At 64.2% G+C, this 21,029-nt stretch carries 17 protein-coding genes; 7 read left to right on the top strand and 10 right to left on the bottom strand.

The window, feature by feature from the left end:
- The first annotated feature begins 8 nt into the window (after positions 1-8).
- Positions 9-4,262: a DNA-directed RNA polymerase subunit beta' gene (rpoC, locus tag AC3WN8_RS09270; protein ID WP_492669119.1), complete on the top strand. Its 4,254-nt coding sequence runs from the start codon at positions 9-11 to the stop codon at positions 4,260-4,262.
- A gap of 221 nt (positions 4,263-4,483) precedes the next feature.
- The gene (locus tag AC3WN8_RS09265; RefSeq protein ID WP_492669118.1) at positions 4,484-4,783 is read left to right on the top strand and encodes a hypothetical protein; all 300 of its coding nucleotides are present in this window, start codon (positions 4,484-4,486) and stop codon (positions 4,781-4,783) included.
- On the opposite strand, the gene AC3WN8_RS09260 is transcribed toward AC3WN8_RS09265, so the two are convergent.
- Positions 4,736-7,534 carry a DUF3857 domain-containing protein gene (locus tag AC3WN8_RS09260; protein WP_492669117.1) on the bottom strand — a complete coding sequence of 933 codons (2,799 nt, stop codon included), beginning with the start codon at positions 7,532-7,534 and terminating at the stop codon, positions 4,736-4,738. The two genes, AC3WN8_RS09265 and AC3WN8_RS09260, sit on opposite strands and share 48 nt — an antisense overlap.
- Positions 7,535-7,826: 292 nt before the next feature.
- On the opposite strand from AC3WN8_RS09260, the gene AC3WN8_RS09255 reads away from it, so the two are divergent.
- Positions 7,827-8,381, top strand: a complete 555-nt coding sequence (locus AC3WN8_RS09255; protein ID WP_492669116.1) for a CHAP domain-containing protein — start codon at positions 7,827-7,829, stop codon at positions 8,379-8,381.
- A 215-nt stretch (positions 8,382-8,596) separates the two neighbouring features.
- Here the strand turns inward: AC3WN8_RS09255 and AC3WN8_RS09250 are convergent, their stop codons facing one another.
- The 7 genes from AC3WN8_RS09250 to AC3WN8_RS09220 all read right to left on the bottom strand — a co-directional run bounded on the left by AC3WN8_RS09250 (position 8,597) and on the right by AC3WN8_RS09220 (position 15,361).
- Positions 8,597-8,869, bottom strand: coding sequence for a DUF3297 family protein (locus tag AC3WN8_RS09250; RefSeq protein WP_492669115.1), 273 nt, complete (start codon positions 8,867-8,869; stop codon positions 8,597-8,599).
- 185 nt (positions 8,870-9,054) lie between these two features.
- Complete coding sequence (locus AC3WN8_RS09245; RefSeq protein ID WP_492669114.1) at positions 9,055-10,335, bottom strand: TonB-dependent receptor domain-containing protein; 1,281 nt, start codon at positions 10,333-10,335, stop codon at positions 9,055-9,057.
- Entirely contained in the window at positions 10,332-11,333 is a 1,002-nt protein-coding gene (locus AC3WN8_RS09240) for a TonB-dependent receptor plug domain-containing protein (protein ID WP_492669173.1), read from the bottom strand. Before AC3WN8_RS09240 ends, AC3WN8_RS09245 begins: the two co-directional genes overlap by 4 nt.
- 134 nt (positions 11,334-11,467) lie before the next feature.
- Positions 11,468-12,313 carry a S1 family peptidase gene (locus AC3WN8_RS09235; RefSeq protein ID WP_492669113.1) on the bottom strand — a complete coding sequence of 282 codons (846 nt, stop codon included), beginning with the start codon at positions 12,311-12,313 and terminating at the stop codon, positions 11,468-11,470.
- On the bottom strand, positions 12,313-12,726 hold the full coding sequence (locus AC3WN8_RS09230; RefSeq protein WP_492669112.1) for a DUF350 domain-containing protein: 414 nt from the start codon (positions 12,724-12,726) through the stop codon (positions 12,313-12,315). Before AC3WN8_RS09230 ends, AC3WN8_RS09235 begins: the two co-directional genes overlap by 1 nt.
- Positions 12,727-12,889: 163 nt before the next feature.
- A complete protein-coding gene (locus AC3WN8_RS09225) occupies positions 12,890-13,294 on the bottom strand; it encodes a hypothetical protein (RefSeq protein ID WP_492669111.1) in 405 nt (134 codons plus the stop codon).
- A gap of 420 nt (positions 13,295-13,714) precedes the next feature.
- Complete coding sequence (locus AC3WN8_RS09220; RefSeq protein WP_492669110.1) at positions 13,715-15,361, bottom strand: FAD-dependent oxidoreductase; 1,647 nt, start codon at positions 15,359-15,361, stop codon at positions 13,715-13,717.
- Positions 15,362-15,404: 43 nt separating this feature from the next.
- On the opposite strand from AC3WN8_RS09220, the gene AC3WN8_RS09215 reads away from it, so the two are divergent.
- A complete protein-coding gene (locus AC3WN8_RS09215; RefSeq protein ID WP_492669109.1) occupies positions 15,405-15,722 on the top strand; it encodes a UBP-type zinc finger domain-containing protein in 318 nt (105 codons plus the stop codon).
- A gap of 70 nt (positions 15,723-15,792) precedes the next feature.
- On the opposite strand, the gene typA is transcribed toward AC3WN8_RS09215, so the two are convergent.
- Together typA and AC3WN8_RS09205 are read right to left on the bottom strand one after the other, a co-directional pair.
- Positions 15,793-17,628 (bottom strand): translational GTPase TypA, encoded by a 1,836-nt coding sequence (typA, locus tag AC3WN8_RS09210; protein ID WP_492669108.1) that lies wholly within the window; start codon positions 17,626-17,628, stop codon positions 15,793-15,795.
- 81 nt (positions 17,629-17,709) lie between these two features.
- Positions 17,710-18,177, bottom strand: a complete 468-nt coding sequence (locus AC3WN8_RS09205) for a YaiI/YqxD family protein (RefSeq protein WP_492669107.1) — start codon at positions 18,175-18,177, stop codon at positions 17,710-17,712.
- Between the two features lie 136 nt (positions 18,178-18,313).
- Here AC3WN8_RS09205 and AC3WN8_RS09200 point away from each other — a divergent pair, with 136 nt between their 5' ends.
- From AC3WN8_RS09200 to AC3WN8_RS09190, 3 genes are all read left to right on the top strand, one after another.
- Positions 18,314-19,519 (top strand): toxic anion resistance protein, encoded by a 1,206-nt coding sequence (locus tag AC3WN8_RS09200; RefSeq protein WP_492669106.1) that lies wholly within the window; start codon positions 18,314-18,316, stop codon positions 19,517-19,519.
- Positions 19,520-19,523: 4 nt separating this feature from the next.
- Positions 19,524-20,240 carry a hypothetical protein gene (locus tag AC3WN8_RS09195; RefSeq protein ID WP_492669105.1) on the top strand — a complete coding sequence of 239 codons (717 nt, stop codon included), beginning with the start codon at positions 19,524-19,526 and terminating at the stop codon, positions 20,238-20,240.
- Between the two features lie 161 nt (positions 20,241-20,401).
- Entirely contained in the window at positions 20,402-21,025 is a 624-nt protein-coding gene (locus tag AC3WN8_RS09190) for a YqiJ family protein (protein WP_492669104.1), read from the top strand.
- The last annotated feature ends 4 nt before the right edge of the window (positions 21,026-21,029 follow it).

Here is a 21,029-nt window from a genome sequence, read left to right as displayed (position 1 = left end):
ACTGAAACATGAACGAACTGACCAATTTCGCCAATCCGGTCGCGAAGCCCGAGACTTTCGACCAGATCCAGATCGGCATCGCCAGCCCGGAGCGCATCCGTTCCTGGTCCTTCGGCGAGATCAAGAAGCCGGAGACCATCAACTACCGCACGTTCAAGCCCGAGCGTGACGGCCTGTTCTGCGCGCGCATCTTCGGTCCGATCAAGGATTACGAGTGCCTGTGCGGCAAGTACAAGCGCATGAAGTACAAGGGCATCGTCTGCGAGAAGTGCGGCGTCGAGGTGACCGTCTCCAAGGTCCGCCGCGAGCGCATGGGCCATATCGAGCTGGCCGCCCCCGTCGCGCACATCTGGTTCCTGAAGTCGCTGCCGAGCCGCATCGGCCTGCTGCTCGACATGCAGCTCAAGCAGCTTGAGCGCGTCCTCTATTTCGAGGCGTATATCGTGATCGAGCCGGGTCTGACCACGCTCGACAAATACCAGCTGCTGACCGAAGACGAACTGCTCGACGCGCAGGATGAGTTCGGCGAGGACGCGTTCAGCGCCGGCATCGGTGCCGAAGCCGTCCGCCGCATGCTCGAGGAGCTCGACCTGGTCGGCGAGCGCGAGGACCTGCTCAAGGAACTGGCCGAGACCAAGTCAGAACTGAAGCCCAAGAAGATCATCAAGCGGCTGAAGGTCGTCGAGAGCTTCATCGATTCGGGCAACCGTCCGGAATGGATGATCCTCGAAGTGATCCCGGTCATCCCGCCCGAACTGCGCCCGCTGGTGCCGCTCGACGGCGGCCGCTTCGCGACGTCGGATCTGAACGATCTCTATCGCCGCGTGATCAACCGCAACAACCGCCTGAAGCGGCTGATGGAGCTGCGCGCGCCGGACATCATCGTCCGCAACGAAAAGCGCATGCTGCAGGAAGCCGTCGACGCGCTGTTCGACAATGGCCGCCGCGGCCGCACTATCACCGGTGCCAACAAGCGTCCGCTGAAGTCGCTGTCCGACATGCTCAAGGGCAAGCAGGGCCGCTTCCGCCAGAACCTGCTCGGCAAGCGCGTCGACTATTCCGGCCGTTCGGTGATCGTGACCGGGCCTGAGCTGAAACTGCACCAGTGCGGCCTGCCCAAGAAGATGGCGCTCGAGCTGTTCAAGCCGTTCATCTACGCCCGCCTCGACGCCAAGGGTCTTTCCATGACCCTGAAGCAGGCGAAGAAGTGGGTCGAGAAGGAGCGCAAGGAAGTCTGGGACATCCTCGACGAGGTGATCCGCGAGCACCCGGTTCTCCTGAACCGCGCGCCGACGCTTCACCGTCTGGGCATCCAGGCGTTCGAACCGGTGCTGATCGAAGGCAAGGCGATCCAGCTTCACCCGCTGGTCTGCTCGGCATTCAACGCCGACTTCGACGGCGACCAGATGGCCGTGCACGTTCCGCTGTCGCTCGAAGCGCAGCTGGAAGCGCGCGTTCTGATGATGTCGACCAACAACATCCTGTCGCCCGCGAACGGCAAGCCGATCATCGTGCCGTCGCAGGACATGGTGCTCGGCCTCTATTATCTTTCGATGCTGAAGGAGAATGAGCCGGGCGAAGGCATGCTCCTCTCCGATATGTCCGAGGTGCATCAGGCGCTCAACGCCAAGGCGGTGACGCTGCACACCAAGATCATCAGCCGCGTTCCGCAGACCGATGAGCAGGGCAATGGCTATCTCAAGCGCTTCGAGACGACGCCGGGCCGCATGCTGCTCGGCGAGACGCTGCCGAAGAGCCACAAGGTGCCCTTCGAGACCGTCAACCGCCTGCTGACCAAGAAGGAGATCGGCGACGTCATCGACATCGTCTATCGCCACACCGGCCAGAAGGAGACGGTGCTGTTCGCCGACGCGATCATGGCGCTCGGTTTCCGTCACGCGTTCAAGGCGGGCATCTCGTTCGGCAAGGACGACATGATCATCCCGGGCGAGAAGATCGCGCTGGTCGACGAGACGCGCGAGCTCGTGAAGGATTATGAGCAGCAATATCAGGACGGCCTGATCACCCAGCAGGAAAAGTACAACAAGGTGATCGACGCCTGGAGCCGTTGCGGCGACCAGGTGGCCGCGGCGATGATGAAGGAAATCCAGGCGGTCAAGAAGGACGAGAATGGCCGCGAGAAGCCGATCAACGCGATCTACATGATGGCGCACTCCGGTGCCCGCGGTAGCGCCGCGCAGATCAAGCAGCTCGCGGGCATGCGCGGCCTGATGGCCAAGCCGTCGGGTGAGATCATCGAGACGCCGATCATCTCGAACTTCAAGGAAGGCCTGACCGTCCTTGAGTACTTCAACTCGACCCACGGCGCCCGCAAAGGCCTGGCGGATACCGCGCTCAAGACCGCGAACTCGGGTTACCTGACCCGCCGTCTCGTGGACGTGAGCCAGGACTGCGTCGTGATCGAGGATGATTGCGGCACCGAACGCGCGCTGGACATGAAGGCGATCGTGCAGGGCGGATCGACCATCGCGTCGCTCGGCGAGCGTATCTTGGGCCGCACCACGGCCGAGGACATCGTCGACAGCAAGACCAACGACGTGCTGATCGCCGAGGGCACGCTGCTCGACGAGGCGATGATCGCCGCGATCGAGGCGATCGGCGTCCAGTCGGTCAAGATCCGCTCGCCGCTGGTTTGCGAATCGACGCAGGGCGTGTGCGGCAAATGCTATGGCCGTGACCTTGCACGCGGTACGCCGGTCAATATCGGCGAAGCCGTCGGCGTCATCGCGGCGCAGTCGATCGGTGAGCCGGGCACCCAGCTGACGATGCGGACCTTCCACATCGGCGGCGCGGCGCAGCTCAACGAACAGTCGAACCTGGAGGCCGTTTCCGACGGCACCGTCGAATATCGCGACCTTCGCGTGATCGTCGACCAGCGCAAGCGTCGCGTCGTCCTGGCGCGTTCGGGCGAACTGGCGATCATCGACTCCGAAGGCCGCGAGCGCGCGGTCCATCGCCTGCCCTATGGCGCGTATGTGCTCGTCGAGGACAAGGCGAAGATCACGAAGGGCGATCGCCTTGCCGAATGGGATCCGTTCACCATGCCGGTGATCACGGAAAACCCGGGCATCGTGAAGTATCAGGATCTGATCGACGGCAAGACGCTGACCGAACAGGCCGACGAAGCCACGGGCATCACCCAGCGCGTCGTGATCGAATATCGCGCGCCGAGCCGTTCGAAAGAGGATCTGCGTCCGCGCCTGACCCTGCTCGATGCGGCATCGGGCGAGGCCGGCCGCTACATGCTGACCGCGGGCACGACGCTCTCGATCGAGGATGGACAGGAAGTGAGCGCGGGTGACGTGCTCGCACGTGTCAGCCGCGAAGCGGCCAAGACCCGCGACATCACCGGCGGTCTGCCGCGCGTTGCCGAGCTGTTCGAAGCGCGCAAGCCCAAGGAGAATGCGATCATCGCAAAGGTCTCGGGCCGTGTCGTCTTCGGCAAGGACTACAAGGCCAAGCGCAAGATCGGCATCCAGCCCGAGGATGGCGGCGAGGTCGTCGAGTATCTGGTGCCCAAGTCCAAGGTCATCGACGTGCAGGAAGGCGATTACGTCAAGCGCGGCGACAATCTGATCGGCGGCTCGCCCGATCCGCACGACATTCTCGAGGTCCTCGGCATCGAGGCGCTCGCGGAATATCTCGTGTCGGAAATCCAGGAGGTCTATCGTCTCCAGGGCGTGAAGATCAACGACAAGCACATCGAGGTGATCGTTCGCCAGATGCTGCAAAAGGTCGAGATCACCGACGGCGGCGACACCACCCTGCTCGCGGCAGAGCAGGTGGATCGCGAGGAGATGGACGAGATCAACTCCAGGCTGGCCAACGGGCTGCGTCCCGCTCAGGGCAAGCCGGTGCTGCTCGGCATCACCAAGGCGAGCCTGCAGACGCGTTCGTTCATCTCGGCCGCTTCCTTCCAGGAAACGACCCGGGTGCTCACCGAAGCGTCGGTCCAGGGCAAGTCGGATACGCTGATCGGCCTCAAGGAGAATGTCATCGTCGGCCGCCTCATCCCGGCGGGTACCGGCGCCGGCATGAACCGCCTGCGCGTCACCGCCTCCAGCCGCGACGCTGCGCTCCGCGCCAGCCAGCGCGCCTGGCAGGAAAGCCTGATCGCCCCCAATTCGGCGGCGGAAGAGCATGAAGCCGAGCTGCGTCAGCCCGTCGAAGCCGATACCGGCGACGATCCGCTGGCAGTCGTGGTCGCCGACACCAATGGCGAGGACGGCGCCGAGGCATAAGCCCCGGCACCCTCGGGTGAAATGAGAGACCCCGCCGGAGCGATCCGGCGGGGTTTTTCATGCGTGATACAAGGTGCGGGGATGCAGACGCATCCACACCTTGGACCTCTCGGACGCCGCGCGATGATTGCCACAAGCGTGCATTTCGTGGCACCACATGCGCACAACGCACATTCGGGATGGCCGCATGAAACCGATCGCATTCGCGCTGCTGGGTGATCATGCAGGGCATGCCACAATCGGTGATCGACCAGTCGAACGGGTGGCGGCGTTTCTACGGCCCTTATCGCTATGGTCCGGCGCTCGATTTCAAGAAGGAGCCGATGGATTCCTTCCTTGCCAAACTTGCCCGGCGAAAGATCACCGTCGATCCCACCGTCGCCACGTTCGAGGGCGATTATATACCGCGCGGCGAACTGCCCCCGGCCTATCGCCCCTTCGCCGGCACATTGCCGCCCCAGGTTCAAAGCGCACTATGGCTTGATGCCGTAATCCGCATAGATTTCGTCGATGCGCGGTGAAAGCAGGCGGGCTGCGGCGAGATCGGACCGGGCGGCGCTGCTGTCGCCGCCGCGCGCGCGGATGATGCCGCGCATGAACATCACCGCCGGAATCTGCTGGTCGATCATATAGGCTGCATCCAGATCGGCGAGTGCGTCATCGAGCCGCCCCATCCGGAAATAGACCATGGCGCGGCTGTCGAGCGCCGCTGCGGGCGATTCCATCAGTTCGATCGCCTTGGTGCAATCCTTGAGCGCGGTATCGAGCATCACGTTGCGCGTTCCCTTCAGCCAGCAGCGGCCGTTCAGCAGGTCCGGACTGCCCGGGCTGGCGGCGATCGCCGTGTCGTAGATCTTCACCGCCTCGTCGACACGGCCCAGCCTGCCGAGAAGATCGGCCTTGAGCGCCATGAAATTGCGCTTGTCGCTGCCGCCCACCGAAATCCGCTCATCGACCAGTCGGATTGCGGCATCGCCACGGCCACTATCCTGCAGCAGCGACGCGAACTGACCGACGACCTCCGCCGAACCGGGATCGAGTTTGCGGGCGGTTTCGAGATCGGCCAGCGCCTTGTCCTTCTCGCCGAGATCGGTCAGCAGGCGCGCACGCCACGCATGGGTGGCTGCATCCGGCTCGCGCTTGATGATCTGATCGATATCCGCGATCGCACGGCGGCGTTCATAGATTGCCGCCAGGAAGATCGCACGATTGCGATAGCCGGTGACCTCGTCCGGATCGTCGTCGATGGCCTTCTGATAAAGCGCCAGGATCGGATCCAGGCGCTTCGTCGCTTTCGCCGCCTCCACCTGCTGCCAGCGTGCCGGATAGGCCTGGGGCGCAACCGCCTTGAACAGCCGGGTCTGTGCTTGGGCGACGCGCTCGCGCATCGCCGGTACGGCGTCTGCCGCGACCTCGGTATCGCGTGGCGCGATCCGTTCCTCGACCGTCACCCAATCCGCGTCGAGGCTTGATGTCCGGCCAAGCTCGATACCCGCCAGCATCTCGGAGAGCTTCGCATCGCCCTGCAGTTCGAAACCCTTGCCGCCGCCGGGCAGGCGCAGCCGGGTTCGGATAAGCTGCGATGGAAATTGCGGCACGACGACCGGCACTGTCTGCCATGCCGGACGGTTACGGTCGGGTTCGAAGCTGATCGCGCCGACCGCCTTGTCGAGCACGATCTGATAGCGCTCATCCTCCTTGCGCCAATTGAGATTGGCGAGGCCGGTCGCTTCCACCTTCGCGCCGCCGCCGGCTTCGTCGAACGTCACCGAACGGGTGACGACCGCACCGCCGTTGACATAGCCGTTCACAAGACCGGACACGGCCTCGTTCAATCCCTTGGTTCCAGCCTGGGCGGAGGTCATTCGCAGCATGTCCGCCACCGGGCCGCGCACCGTCATCGAAAGCGTGAAGGGCGGCGGAAAGCTGATCCCCGCCGATTGATCGAGTTCCAGGTCGACCAGCACATCGGCGCGCGCCTTCGAGCGTGTCGGAACCGGAAGCAGCGCCGCCCCCTCCGCGCGCAGCGGCAATACCATGCGCAGCGGCGGCGTATCGTCGAGATCCTCGAACCGGCTGCCCGATCCGGTGCCGTCGAGCCAGAGCGTCTTGCCGTCTATCTCGGCACGCACCAGCACATGGTCGAAGGCGCCGAACGACGGCAGCCGATCGGGCACCCAATCGCCCAGCCCAAGGCTTGCGAGCGCCGGCTCGGCGTGAATGTCGAGCGCGCGGAGAATGGCGAGCAGCAGCAGCGTCTTCGCCTTGCAATCGCCATAGCGGAGATCCCAGGTCTGGACGGGCGTCTGTGGCACGTAATTGCCCTGATCCATGCCACGGAAGAGATAGCGGACCTGATCCTGAACCAGTCGCAGCGCCGCCGCGGCGCGCTGGCGCGGATCCGATTGCGCCGAAGCGATCTTCGCAACCTCGCCGGCCAGGGGAGTGCCAGGCACAATCAGCCCATCGGTGCGGTAAAGCGGCGCGGCGGTCTTCGAAACATCCTCCCAATTCGCAAAGCTGCTCGCCTCGAGGATCGGCGGGCGGGCGAAGCGCGGCGGGGCATCGGCCGGCATCTCGGGCTGTTTGGCGAGCGGCAATGCGATCGCGATCTCCTGATACTCACCCTTGCGAACGGGCTTGACCTCCGGCAGCGTTCCAAAGGCCTTGAACGCCATTTTCGACGATGCCGGCCATATCATGCGGACCCGGCCAAATTGTACGCGCACCGGGTCGGCCAGCAGCATCGTGCTCGCCTCCATCCGGCCGTCGAGAACCGGATCCTTTTGCGTGACCGAAAAGGACAGGCGAACGATGTCGCCGACACGGAGCCCTTCGATCGCCATCGTTGCGCTCAGAATGCCGGTGAGCGTCTGCCGCTCGAGTTGCTGTTCGCGCTGCAGAACGGTGAATTTGGCGCCCTTGCCAATCAGGTCGACGGTTTCGCCGGCGCGGAGGATCTCCGCGCGATGGATGATCAGATCCCCCTTGGCCGGATGCCAGGGCAAAGTGATGGTACCCATCTGCCCCAGCATTTCCGCGGACACCGCGCGCATCGCACTTTCGACATAGATCCAGCGGCCGCCATCGGCGAGGCGAAGCTGCTGGTCGAACATCAACAGCGCGGAGCCATCGGCCGGCGCCATCGCCGTGTCGATCGGCGGCGCCGGCACGATCCAGCTCGGGGCCGGCTGATAGAGCGGTGCATCGCTGGCCCAGGCCGCGCCGGCGATCGGCATCGCCGCGAAGAAGATGGCTGCCCTGACGTACATGATTCCCCCAATGACTCGGCGCGAAAATGATCGGCTTTCCCGGACGTTGCAAGCCGCGCCCCCTCCATCCCGGTGCCAATCCCGGCAATGTTGCACCAAAACCGTGCAGATTTGATCGAGACTGAATGTTCGGTCGGTGGAGCCCACGCATCGCCATCGCCGCCTGCGTTCCGGCCGCTCATCCCGGACTCCCAACATCTCGCCGCAAGCCGGGGCGTTTCGGCGCCCGCCCCTATTTTCTCCCGGCGATCTTCCCGGCAAGCAGGATCCACGGGACGCCAAGGGGGATTCGATGACATCGCGGGCTGCAAAGGCGCTTCTTGGCGCACTGGCTGTTTTCGGCGCGACGTTCGCGGCCGCTTCGCCCGCTTTCGCACAATTCTGGCAGTGCGCGCCCTATGCGCGCGAGGTTTCCGGAATCCAGATCCGCGGCAATGCCAACACTTGGTGGGACCAGGCGGCCGGCAAATATGAGCGCGGCCATGAACCCAAGATCGGCTCGGTGCTCGCGCTGAAATCCTACGGCAAGATGCGCGTCGGCCATGTCGCGATGGTCAGCAAGATCATCTCCGATCGCGAAGTCCGGCTGACCCATGCCAACTGGTCGCGCGGCGGCGCAATCGAACGCGACGTGCGCGCGATCGACGTTTCCGAAGCCGGCGACTGGAGCAAGGTGAAGGTCTGGTACGCCCCGATGGGCGATCTCGGCCTGACCGCCTATCCCGCTTACGGCTTCATCTATGCGGAAGAGGATGAGGGCGACGCCGCCCCCACCGCCAGAAAGCAGCAATTCGCCGAAAACCGGCTGGCGAGCATCGCCACATTGATCGACGGCCTCCGGAACTGATCCGGACCGTCCTCCCCGCGAAAGCGGGACCTGCTTCGCCCGAGCCCCCGCTATTACGGCAAGCATGAGGTCCGCTTTCGTGGGGTTTTTTCTACGGTTGAGGCGGGATTGCCTGCCCGCTCGGGCCGTCAACCAGCGCAGCCAAGATCGCTGTAAAACAAGCACCTAAGCCATAGGGCCGCGCAAAAGCCGCGGCCTTTTCGATTCCGCCGCGTTCAGCCTTCGGCCGCTCCGGCGTCTTCGGCCTGATCGCTATCCTCGAACCATGCCTCTACCGGACCGTTCAGCTTGATCGTCAGCGGCTTGCCGCGACGATCGAGGGTCTTGCCGGCCTGAACGCGGATCCAGCCTTCGGAAATGCAATATTCCTCGACATTGGTCTTCTCCACCCCCTTGAAGCGGATGCCGATGCCGCGCTGAAGCAGCTCCGCCTGATGATGGGGGCTATCCGGATCGACCGACAGGCGGTCTGGAGGGGTGTCGCTCACTGCATATTTTCCCGATGAGATGATGGCGCGATCCCTAAAGCGCTTCCCGAAAAAGTGGGAACCGGTTTTTCGGCCGGCAAGCGCTCAAGATATGGATACGAGAGCCTTTCTGATCCGTCAGGGCGATTCCGCCCTGACGGGAAAGGCTCTAGAGGGATGGCGCCATCATCGTCAATGGGAGCTGCTCAGAAGCTGGCTTTCACGGTCACGAAGAATTGCTGCGGCGCGCCGGCCAGCAGAGTCTGGCTGTCGCCCCGGTTCGAAAAGCCGTTGGTGCCGATGCTCGAGACATATTTGCGGTCGAACAAATTGGTCGCGTTCGCCTGGATGGTGAAGCCGTTCAATATGCCCTGGGTGAAGCGATAGCCCAGGCTCGCATCGAACACGACGAAGCCGTTGACGGCCGCGTCATTCTCGTACGAATAGAAGCGCTTCGACGTGTAGCTCGCCGCCAGCCGTGCAAAGAACGCCTTGTCGTCCCAGCTGATCTCACCCTTGGCCAGGCTCTTGGGCGAATTGACCACGGTCTTGCCGGCGGTCGCCGCGATGATCGTTCCCTGCGCATTCACGACATTATCCTGATATTCGGAGTCGTTGTACGCATAGGATGCGAAGAGGGAGAGCGCGTCGGTCACCCGGAACGTGCCTGCCGCCTCGATGCCCCAGGAACGGACATCGCCGACATTCTGCAGAATCGCGGGATTGCCCTGAATGCCCGAGCCATTGGCGAAGGCGATGATGCGATCCTTGAAGTCGACATAATAGCCCGCGATCAGCCCCTGGAACACGCGGCTCTTCGTACGGAAGCCAAGCTCATAGGTGGTCGAGGTCTCGGGCTTCAGGTCGAGCCCCTTGAAGCCCGCCTGGGTGGTCGCGAACGGCCCTTCGGTCGCCGAGGACGCATAAGCGCGCATATTCTGGGTGTAGCTCGCGAACAGCTCGTTATCGGCATTCAGCCGATAGAGCAGGCCTGCCTGCGGCATGAACCAGTCCTGGGCCTTGATCGTGCCCGAAGCGAGGCCGCCGGCAACGACCGGCACGGCCTCGTTGCGGACGCGCAGCCCCTTCCAGCCCGCGTTGATCTTGAAATCGCCGAGATCGAGCGTGTCCTGGACGTGATATTGGAAGGTCTTGGTCGAGAAATCGAATTCCCACTGCGTGAAGAAGGGATTGGTGGGATAATCGATGCTGCGGCGGCTGGGCGCGCCGGTGGTGTTGTCGAGCCCGTAGAAGCGCCGCGCCTGGTTGAAGTCGTTGTCTTCATACCACAGGCCGGCTTCGACAGTGTTCGCACCGAAAGTGACGCTGGTCGACGCAACGACGCCATAGCGCTGGACGTCGTATTCGGTGGTGCGTACCGAAATCGGCGCGCCGCCCGGCGTGGGCGTATAGGGCGTATACCAGATGCCCACACCCTGATTGTCGTGATAATAGCCGGTCGCCTTGAGCGACCAGTTCTCGTTCACCGGAATGTCGAAACCGAGGCCAGCCAGTCGCGGCGCAGGCCGGCCGCGTCATAATAGGCATCGTCGACGGTCGCGACCAGCGTGGGATAGACGGTGCCCGCACCCGGATTGGTCGGCGGCACGCCGGTATCGCCGCGATTGTTGCCGATATGCGCGACGCGGACGGCAAGGTCCCAGTTCTTGGCGAAATTGTCCCAGTCATAGCCGAGCCGGCCGATCATCCCCTGGCTGAGATCCTGATAGTCATTCTCGCGGCGATCCGAATAGTTGAGAAAGCCGAAGACCCGGCCGGTACCCACCGGCTGCTCGAGCCGGGCATTGACCTGATGCTGGCGCTGGATGCCGTCACCCTTCCATTTGTCGGCATCCTGATAGGCATAGCTGACAAAACCGCGCAGGCCGCCCGGGACGATCTCTCCGCTGTCGATGCGGACAAAGCCGCGCTTGGTATCCTCGCTGCCATAGGTGACATTGATCTCGACGCCGAATTCCGTGCGGGGCGCGCGGGTGAAGAATTCGATCGTGCCGCCGAGATTGCTCGACGAGGCGGCGGAGAGCGAGCCGGCGCCCTGCGCCACTTCGACCCGGCCGACATTCTCGCTGATCAGCGCACGGCTGATATGCAGACCATTGTGATTGCCATAGCTCATGTCGCCGAGCGGCACGCCGTCGAGCGTGAAGCCGAGCTGCTGCTGCGAAAAGCCGCGGATCGAGATACGCGCGGACCATTCATAGGCGCCGAACGGATCCGCCGCCTGGAAATTGACACCCGGCAGCTTGTCGATCGCCTTCAAGGGGCTGATGCCCGGCGTATCGACCGCAATCGCATCATGACCGAGTTCCTGGACCTGGCGCGCCTGTCCCGTGCCGAGGACGATGATGTCGGTGCCGTCGTCGTCGGCCGCAGCGGCCGGCGCATCCTGGGCGAATGCGGACACGGACGTCAGGCAAAGCGCGAGCGCGATGGTCGACCGCAATTGAGCCTTTGGCGAAATCATCACGACTGTCCCCTTTGATCTTTTGAGCGCCAGGACGGCGCCAGGGGGGACTTAATGATGCTGCATTGCAACGTGAGGACGCACAGGTGACGCGTGGATGACCGGATCGCGGCAACGCCGCGACGTCTCGATGATCAGCCGGTGACTTCGCAGAAGACCTGGCGGATGGCACCGGCGCGGACGAGCGCGACGAAACGCGCCATGGCCGCCGCCGGGTCGCCGATCGGTGCGACCGGATCGGGCTCCGCCGTCGCACGTGCCGCACGGACGAGGTTGATAGCCTGTGCCGGATGGGTCGTGAGTACGCGGCCGCGCCGGTCGCTCGATGCCGAATTGATCCCCACGACACGCCCCATGCGATCGAGCGTCGGCCCACCGCTGATGCCGCCCAGCGTATGATCGAATGCGGGCATGCGGTCGATCTCCGCCCAGGCCAGGATCGGCTGCGCCGCACCGCCCGCGCGCACGGCATTCGCCTCTCCGATGAAGCGGCTATGGACGACGGCGGGGCGACCGGCAGGAAACCCCATATGATAGCCGTCGTCGCCGCGGCGAGGGAGGTCACTTGCCAGTGGGAGTGCCGCGGCGCTCGGCAATCCGTCGGCAATGATCGCCGCATCGCTCACCGCGCTCGCCACCACCCGATCGACGCGTTCCGCGCGATCGGGTGCGGTGGCGAGGCCGATCAGGTTGCAGCCCTTCACGACATGCTCAGCTGTCAGCCACAATCCGTCATGCGCGATCGCGAAGGCGGTTCCCTGGCTGTCGCGGGGTGGACCGGGATCCTCGATGCCATATTGGGGCGCCATGTCGGGCAGCGGAACGACAGGCATGTTGCCGTCGACATCCGCCTCGGGAATCGCCGGACGGCGCACTTCGACACCCGGCGCATCGCGTCCGCCATCGAAGGTCAGGACAGCTGCGATGAACAATCCGAGCAGGATGGGAAAGGCGCAGCCGCCGCGCCGGCCGGATGCCATCAGCCAGAAACGGCGGCGGCAGTCAGCATGGCGACGGCGATCTTCATCGATGCGAGGAAGATCGCGGCCGACAGCTCATCGTGCTCGATGCGTTTGGGAAGCTGGTGCAGGACGAGATCGACGGCGCGAAAAGCCAGCACCTGCAGGAACAGCGTGACCACGCCCCAGATCACGATATCCCAGACATTGATCGAGTTGCTGAGGCAGAAGGCCATCGGGGTCGCCAGCCCAAGCGCCGCGCCACCCAGCGAAACCGCCGCGGCACTGTTGCCCTGACGGATCAGTTCCATCTCCTTGTGCGGGGTCAGCCAGAGATAGACGAAAAGCGCGAGCAGAAAGACGGCAAGCGAAACGCCGAGATGAAGGAGGAAGACGGGCAGGCCCGCGATCAGGCTCTGGATAACGGGCTGCATCGGTGCTCCCTCGAAAACGCTGGCGAAACACCTGTGTAGAGCGTGGCCGCAGCGATTTGAATCGCCAAATCATCGCATCGCGAACAGTGCCGCGTCCGCCCAGGGAGCAGGACGGACGCGGGGATGGAGAATTGGGCGCCCGACCAGCGGACGCCCAATCTCCTCAACGGCAGTAACGGACGCGCACGCGGCGCCCATAATAGGGATCCCAGACCCGGCGGGTGTAGCAACCGCGGTTATAGCCGCGATAGCGATAGGGCCGATCGTAATAATAGCCGTCATATCGATCGTAGCGATCATATCGGTCGTAACGGTCGCGGTAGCGATAGGGCCGGTCGTAGTAATAGCCGCGGTCATAATAGCCGCGATCGTAACGGTTGTTCGATGCCAGTGCGGCACCGATGGCCAGCCCGGCGACACCGGCCGCAATCGCCGCGCCGCCGCGATCGCGGTGGTGATAGCGGTCATAACGGTCATAGCGTCGCTGCGCCTCGGCCGGCGTCGCGGTCATCGCGAGCGTCGCCGCGCCAAGCGCGACCGACGTCACTTTCACAATCAGGCTGTTCATCTCGTATCTCCTTTCCGTCCGCTCTCGCAGGGTCGCGGCCCGACTCAGCACACGACGCCCGGATCATGCTGACCCTACGCGCGGCGACCTGAACCGGTTTCAAATGAGATGTTCATCGAGACGACAGGAATTGGGGGTCGCGACATGCTGAAACATGTCGAAAGCCGGCCGTCTATGGCCGGAGGCACGTGGCGGTCGACGATGACGGGCCGGGCATCCGCGCCGCGCTTTCCGTCAGCCCTTCGTTCGCGCGGAACCCTCGCGCAGCCGAGAAACCAGGGGAATTGGGCCTGGGCTGGCGATCACGCGTGGCATCGCCAAGGCGCATGATGGCAAGATCTCGGCCAAAAATCACTCAAGATATTGAATTAAGAGCATTTCTTGCGTTCAAGGGGCGATTCCAACCTGTCGAAAAAGGCTCTAACGACCAACCGATTCCAGATGCCGATGGATCGCCTGCACGACCACCGATCCCTCTCCCACGCCCGACGCCACGCGCTTGACCGAACCCGAGCGGACGTCACCGACCGCGAAGATCCCCGGGCGTGTCGTCGCATAAGGCGATCCGCCATCACCGGTGCAGACGAAGCCAGCATCGTCGAGATCGAGGCAATCGCCCAGCCAGTCGGTGCTGGGAACCGCACCGATCATGACGAAGAGCGCGCCGACCGGCTGTGCCCTCGCCTCGCCCGTCCGGCTGTCGCACCAGGTGACCATGTCGAGCGACTGATCGCCGTGAAGCTCGGTGATCGCGCAATGGGTGTGCAATGTGATCCGGTCAGACGCCACGATCCGATCGATCAGATAGCTCGACATGGTTTCCGCCAGCCCGCGCGCGCGGACCAGCATGTGCACATGCGACGCCGCGCGGGAGAGGAACATCGCGGCCTGGCCGGCGGAATTGCCGCCACCGACGACGACGACCGGCTGATCGGCGCACAGCCCGGCTTCCATCGCGGTCGCGGCATAATGGATCCCCGCACCCTCGAAGCGCGCATAGTCGGGCAGTTCGAGTTTTCTGTAGCGCGCACCGGTCGCGACCACCACGACACGCGCGCGGACGGTCGCGCCGTCGGCCAAGGTAAGGCGATAGGGTTCGCTTTCGCCGGTGCACTCGAGCCCGGTCACTTCACGCGAAACGGCGAGCCGCGCGCCGAATTTCTGCGCCTGAACCTGGGCCCGGCCGGCCAGCGCCTGTCCGGATATGCCAGTGGGGAAGCCCAGATAATTCTCGATCTTGGAGCTGGTCCCTGCCTGCCCGCCCGGCGCAATGCCCTCGATCACGACGGTTTCCAGCCCCTCCGAAGCCGCATAGACGGCGGCGGCGAGACCGGCCGGCCCGGCGCCGACCACCGCAACGTCATGGATGTGATCGGGGTCGATATGGATGGCGATGCCGATACAATCGGCGAGCGCATGGTTGCTCGGATTGCGCAGCACCCTGCCGTCGCAGATCACCACAGGCAATTCGTCGGCGCCCACGCCGAAATGCGCGAGGAAACGTGCGGCCTCGTCGTCCGTTTCGGTGTCGATCGTCCGATGAGGATAGGCGTTGCGCGTCAGGAAGCCGTTCAGGCGCACCATCTGGGCCGAATGGCCGGGGCCCACCAGAGTCACCCCGCCCTGCCCCTGCGACAAGAGGGCGACGCGACGCAGGATGAAGGCGCGCAGGATGATTTCGCCGATATCGGGCTCGGCGGTGATCAGCCGGCGGAAATCGGCGCGCGCCACGCGCAGAACGCGGGTGTCGCCGGCCGCACGGGCGGAGACGAGCACCTTGGCATCGTTGAACATGGTGACTTCACCGGTGAACTGGCCGGCGCGATGCGACACGACGAGACGGACGGTGCCGCAATCGTCATGGTCGAACACATTCACGCCGCCGTCGAGGATGACGAAGAATTCGCTGGTCCGGTCGCCGCGCCGGAACAGATATTCACCGTCGCCGACCGCCTCCTCCTTACCAAAAGGCGCGATGCGCGTGATCATTTCGGCCGGCAGCACCGGAAATGTCTGGGCCTCGCGGGCAAGCGGGTCGCTGGGGTCGCGCTGGATCGATTCGCTCATCCCAGGAAGCCTAACGATCCGGTGCCTTGCAATCGAGCGGGCATTGCGCGACGCTCATGCCATGTCCGGCTGCACGCATCTCGATCAGTTCGCCGACGTCACGCCCGGCACCGACGGCTGCGCCGAATGCCTGGCGCAGGGCGGCCGCTGGGTCCATCTGCGCATCTGCCGCGTGTGCGGCCATGTCGGCTGCTGCGACCAGTCGCCGGGGCGGCATGCGACCGCGCATTTCCACGAAACCGGCCATCCGGTCATGGAAAGCTACGATCCGCCCGATCCCTGGGGCTGGTGCTATGTCGACGAAGTGATGATCGACCTCGGCGGATCGGTCACGCCGCATCCGGAGGGCTGGCGCTACTGATCGCGCCGATGGATCCCTGGCAGCATCGCGACCGGGGGTCGGCCACGATGCTGCGGAATGTGCCTGTGCCTCAGGCGGCCTGCTTCGCCCGGCTGGCGCGCTTGCGCTCGTGCGGATCGAGGTAGCGCTTGCGCAGGCGGATCGACTTGGGAGTCACCTCCACCATCTCGTCATCGTCGATATAGGCGATCGCCTGTTCCAGCGTCAGCTTGCGCGGCGGAGTCAGGCGGATCGCATCGTCCTTGCCGCTCGCCCGGAAGTTGGTGAGCTGCTTGGACTTCATCGGATTGACTTCAAGGTCTTCCGGCTTGGCATTCTCACCGATGATCATGCCTTCGTACAGCGCTTCGCCGACGCCAACCATGAGGATGCCGCGCTCCTCGAGCGGGCCGAGCGCATAGGCATTGGCCTCACCCGCGCCGTTCGAGATCAGCACGCCATTGGCGCGGCCTTCGATATTGCCCTTGTACGGCCCGTATTTCTCGAACAGCCGGTTCATGATGCCGGTGCCGCGCGTGTCGGACAGGAACTCGCCATGATAGCCGATCAGGCCGCGTGAGGGCGCGGAGAAGGTGATGCGCGTCTTGCCGCCGCCCGAGGGGCGCATATCGGTCAGTTCCGCCTTGCGGATCGACATCTTCTCGACGACCGTACCCGAATATTCCTCGTCCACGTCGATCACGACGGTTTCATAAGGCTCTTCGCGGCCACCGGTCTCGCCATCGCGGAACAGCACGCGCGGGCGGCTGATGCCGAGTTCGAAGCCCTCGCGGCGCATCGTCTCGATCAGCACGCCGAGCTGGAGCTCACCGCGGCCGGCGACTTCGAAGCTGTCCTTGTCCTCGGCTTCGGTCACCTTGATCGCGACGTTCGATTCGGCTTCGCGGAACAGGCGGTCGCGGATCATGCGCGACGTCACCTTGGTGCCTTCGCGGCCCGCCATCGGCGAATCATTGACCGCAAAGCGCATCGACAGCGTCGGCGGATCGATCGGCTGGGCGTGGAGCGGATCGCTGACCGAGGGATCGGCGATCGTGTTCGCGACGGTCGCGGTGGTGAGGCCGGCGATCGAGATGATGTCGCCTGCCTTCGCCTCGTCGACCGGAACGCGCTCCAGGCCGCGGAACGCCATGATCTTCGAGGCGCGGCCGGTCTCGACCACCTTGCCCTCGGGATCGAGCGCGTGGATCGGCATGTTGGTCTTCACCGAACCGGAGAAGACCAGGCCGGTGAGGATGCGGCCGAGGAAATTGTCGCGATCGAGCAAGGTCACGAGGAATTTGAACGGACCATCGGGATCGGCGGAAGGTGCCGGCACATGCTCGACGATCTTCTCGAACAACGGGGTCAGCGTACCTTCGCGCGCCAGCGGATCGTCGCTGGCATAGCCGTTGCGGCCCGAGGCGAAGAGCACCGGGAAATCGAGCTGTTCGTCGGTGGCGTCGAGGCTGACGAACAGGTCGAACACCTCGTCGAGCACTTCCTGAGTGCGTTCGTCGGCACGGTCGATCTTGTTGACGACGACGATCGGGCGCAGACCCAGCGCCAGCGCCTTGCCGGTGACGAATTTGGTCTGCGGCATCGCGCCTTCCGACGAATCGACCAGCAGAATCACGCCGTCGACCATCGAGAGGATCCGCTCCACCTCACCGCCGAAATCGGCGTGGCCGGGCGTGTCGACGATGTTGATGCGGGTCTTGTGCCCGTGATGGTCGTCCCACTCGATCGAAGTGCACTTGGCGAGAATCGTGATTCCGCGCTCTTTTTCGAGGTCGTTCGAGTCCATCGCGCGCTCTTCGATCCGCTGATTGTCACGGAACGTGCCGGACTGGCGGAAGAGTTGATCGACGAGAGTGGTCTTGCCATGATCGACGTGCGCGATGATGGCCACGTTACGGAGGCTCATTGACTGTTCCGATGCTTGGGAATGCGTTTCAGCGCGCGCCCATAGCCGATTTGCTGCGTTGCGGGAAGTGCCAGGCCGCGATTAACCGCCTGCGCTGCGATTCAATCGTACGAGCGCGGTGTCCAACGCCTGCAGGAAACGCGAACGGTCATCCTTCGAAAAGGGCGGCGGGCCGCCGATATTGGCACCGGCGCCGGCGCGCAGATCCGCCATGATCGCGCGGGTGGCGATCGCGCCGCCGATGGAGTTGGCGGTGAACAGCTTGCCATTGGGCGCGATCACCGTCGCGCCGGCCTTGATGCAGCGATCGGCGAGCAGGATGTCGGCCGTCACCACCAGCGCAAGCGCGTCAGCCGCCTCCGCAATCCAGTCGTCCGCCGCATCGAAGCCGTCGCTGACGACGATGCGCGCGATCAATGGGTGATCGGGCACGCGCAGATGCGCGTTGCTGACGATGGTGACGGGCACATCGAGCCGCCAGGCGACACGATAGATCTCGTCCTTCACCGGACAGGCATCGGCGTCGACGAGGATGCGAACCTTGGACATCCGCGCGCTATGGCCCCTTGCGGACGGACGCCGCAAGCCTCTCGGCGACGACGATCGGGATTCTCGCGCACCGTCATGCTTGAACAACACAGCGTTTCCCTCCATCTTGCGCGTGCAAGGGCAGGAGGTTTTTTGAATGGCTACCGAAACTTTGGTCGCGGACGAACTCAAGTTGACCGCACCCGAGCCCGTTGCGCCGATTGCCGCAGAAAAGGCGGCTGGGCTCGTCCCCATCGAGGACGACAAGAAATCCAAGCTCGACGAGAAAGTGGACAGCTTCATCGCCGATCTGGTCGCGCAGGACGCGAACAGCCCGGAATTCGGCGCCAAGGTGGACCAGATCACCAATATGGGCCGCAAGGAGATCATGGAGGCCGCGGGCCAGTCCAACCGCTTCCTTGATCGCCCCGTGCGCGCGATGGACCAGGAAAGCGGCGTCGGCGCCGACCTGGCCGAATTGCGCCGGACGATCGAGGATCTCGATCCCAGCACCAAGGGCGACCTGATGGCCCCGCGCAAGCTGTTCGGGATCATCCCGTTCGGATCGAAGATCCGCAATTATTTCGACGGCTATAAATCCGCCCAGAGCCATATCTCGACGATCCTGGTGCGGCTTGCCAATGGCAAGGACGAGTTGCTGAAGGACAATGCGGCGATCTCGGTCGAGCGCCAGAATCTCTGGGCGGCGATGGGCCGCCTCGAGCAGATGATCCATATTTCCAAGGCAATGGATGCCAAGCTCGAAGACAAGGCGATGGAGTTGGAATCGACCGATCCGGCCAAGGCCAAGGCGATCAAGGAGTCCGCGCTATTCTACGTGCGCCAGCGCACCCAGGATCTGCTGACCCAGATGGCGGTGACGGTGCAGGGTTATCTCGCCCTCGATCTGGTCAAGAAGAACAATGTCGAGCTGGTCAAGGGCGTCGACCGCGCATCGACGACCACGGTCGGTGCGCTGCGCACCGCGGTGACGGTGGCGCAGGCGCTCACCAACCAGCGGCTCGTGCTCGAACAGATCACCGCGCTCAACACCACCACCGCCAACATCATCGACGGCACCGGCGAGATGCTGAAGAACCAGACCGCGCGGATCCACGAACAGGCGGCGGCGAGCACGATTCCGCTCGAAACGCTCCAGCGCGCGTTCCAGAACATCTACGACACGATGGACAATATCGACACCTTCAAGCTGAAGGCGCTCGATTCGATGAAGCAGACGGTGACCACATTGTCGAGCGAGGTCGAGAAATCGAGAGGCTATATCGCCCGCGCCGAGGGTGCGGCCCAGGCCTCGGCATCGGGCGGCGGCGCGGCATCGCCGCTGACCGCGCTGGAGGGGTGATCCAATGACCGATGTCGACCGCCAGATCGAGCGGTCCAGCGAGCTGCTTCACCGCCTCTCGCCCCAGGCGCAGCGGCTTGCCCACCGCGCCCGCCAGCGCAAGCGCGCCTTCCTCATCAAGAAGGTCGGGCGCGTCGTCATGGCCGGCGGCGCGATCCTGATCGCGTCGGTGATCTTCGGTCTCGCCGTCGGGCCTATCGGCGACAGCGGCTTCCTCGTCGCGCTCGGCCTGTTCGTCCTCGCCGCGCTCGCGCTGCTGATCTATCCGCATTATCCCGAGGCGAGCACCGAGACGCTGGTCAACACCGACCTCAAATATCTGCCCGCGCAGACCGAGGTCTGGCTCTCCAGCCAGCGCAAGGCGCTCCCCGCCCCCGCCGCCAACCAGCTCGACCAGATCGGGCTGCGGCTCGAGACGCTGGGCCCGCAGCTCCAGACGCTCGATCCGCGCGAACCGGCGGCGCAGGAAGTGCGCAAGATCCTGACCGAGCATCTTCCCGATCTGGTCAACGGCTATAAGCGCGTGCCCGAACCGCTACGGCGCGAACGCCAGTCGAACGGCCGGACGCCCGACCAGCAGCTGGCCGAAGGGCTCAAGCTGATCGACGAGGAGATTGCGGAGATGACGCGCAATATCGCCGCGGGCGACCTCGACTCGCTGGCGACCCAGGGCAAGTTCCTGGAGCTGAAATATCGCGATCCCGAGGGCATGGGCGACTAGGATCCAACGGGTTCAAACACCCGACATTGTCATTCCCGCGAAAGCGGGAATGACACAAGATGAGTGAATCCAGCCGGATCGGTCGATGCGATAGCCGGAGTCGGGAATCGCTTTGAGAATCAGCTCGTCGCCCTTTAGTCTCACCCCAACCGGGAGAGATGATGGCATCGGCATTGGCGTTCATGGTGGCAGGCGACAATATCGTCTTCACGTCCGCGCTCGTCCTGATGCTCCTGATCGGCGTGGTCGAGGCGATCGGGCTGGGCGGAAGCGCAATCAGTCTCGATTCGCACGCCGATCTCGATGGCGATCTGCTCGGCTGGCTTGGCGTCGGGCGGCTGCCGTTGCTCGTGCTGCTGGTGGTCTTCCTCTGCCTGTTCGGCGTGATCGGCCTCTCGCTCCAGCAACTCGCGGTTTCGCTCACCGACGACACGCTTTCGCCCTGGCTCGCGGGCAGTGCCGCCGCCGTCGCCGCATTGCCGGCGACCGGCCTGCTTTCCCGACCGCTGGCGCGCATCCTGCCACGCGACGAAACCACGGCGGTTTCGATCGACAGCCTGGTGGGGCGTAGCGCCGTCATCGTCACCGGCCGCGCGTTCCAGGGATCGCCGGCACGGGCGCGCGTTTTCGATCATCATGGCCAGGCGCATTACGTCATGGCCGAGCCCGATAATGCCGGGCAAAGCTTCGCGGAGGGGGAGGACATCATCCTCGTCCGCCGCGAGGATCATGTTTTCCGCGCGATCAGCGCCGGACGCTCACTTCTCCCACAGCTGGATCCATGACCCC

The sequence above is a fragment of the Sphingobium sp. FW305-3-2-15-F-TSA7 genome, assembly GCF_058787155.1.
This window is presented reverse-complemented; position numbering and strand designations above follow the sequence as displayed.

Excerpts from the sequence above, each read along its gene's own strand:
- AC3WN8_RS09200 (WP_492669106.1), top strand. The coding sequence starts at position 18,314 with ATGGCTACCGAAACTTTGGTCGCGGACGAACTCAAGTTGACCGCACCC.
- AC3WN8_RS09240 (WP_492669173.1), bottom strand. The coding sequence starts at position 11,333 with ATGATTTCGCCAAAGGCTCAATTGCGGTCGACCATCGCGCTCGCGCTT.
- AC3WN8_RS09255 (WP_492669116.1), top strand. The coding sequence starts at position 7,827 with ATGACATCGCGGGCTGCAAAGGCGCTTCTTGGCGCACTGGCTGTTTTC.
- typA (WP_492669108.1), bottom strand. The coding sequence starts at position 17,628 with ATGAGCCTCCGTAACGTGGCCATCATCGCGCACGTCGATCATGGCAAG.
- AC3WN8_RS09190 (WP_492669104.1), top strand. The coding sequence starts at position 20,402 with ATGGCATCGGCATTGGCGTTCATGGTGGCAGGCGACAATATCGTCTTC.
- AC3WN8_RS09230 (WP_492669112.1), bottom strand. The coding sequence starts at position 12,726 with ATGCAGCCCGTTATCCAGAGCCTGATCGCGGGCCTGCCCGTCTTCCTC.
- rpoC (WP_492669119.1), top strand. The coding sequence starts at position 9 with ATGAACGAACTGACCAATTTCGCCAATCCGGTCGCGAAGCCCGAGACT.
- AC3WN8_RS09235 (WP_492669113.1), bottom strand. The coding sequence starts at position 12,313 with ATGGCATCCGGCCGGCGCGGCGGCTGCGCCTTTCCCATCCTGCTCGGA.
- AC3WN8_RS09195 (WP_492669105.1), top strand. The coding sequence starts at position 19,524 with ATGACCGATGTCGACCGCCAGATCGAGCGGTCCAGCGAGCTGCTTCAC.
- AC3WN8_RS09260 (WP_492669117.1), bottom strand. The coding sequence starts at position 7,534 with ATGTACGTCAGGGCAGCCATCTTCTTCGCGGCGATGCCGATCGCCGGC.
- AC3WN8_RS09220 (WP_492669110.1), bottom strand. The coding sequence starts at position 15,361 with ATGAGCGAATCGATCCAGCGCGACCCCAGCGACCCGCTTGCCCGCGAG.
- AC3WN8_RS09225 (WP_492669111.1), bottom strand. The coding sequence starts at position 13,294 with ATGAACAGCCTGATTGTGAAAGTGACGTCGGTCGCGCTTGGCGCGGCG.
- AC3WN8_RS09265 (WP_492669118.1), top strand. The coding sequence starts at position 4,484 with ATGCAGGGCATGCCACAATCGGTGATCGACCAGTCGAACGGGTGGCGG.
- AC3WN8_RS09205 (WP_492669107.1), bottom strand. The coding sequence starts at position 18,177 with ATGTCCAAGGTTCGCATCCTCGTCGACGCCGATGCCTGTCCGGTGAAG.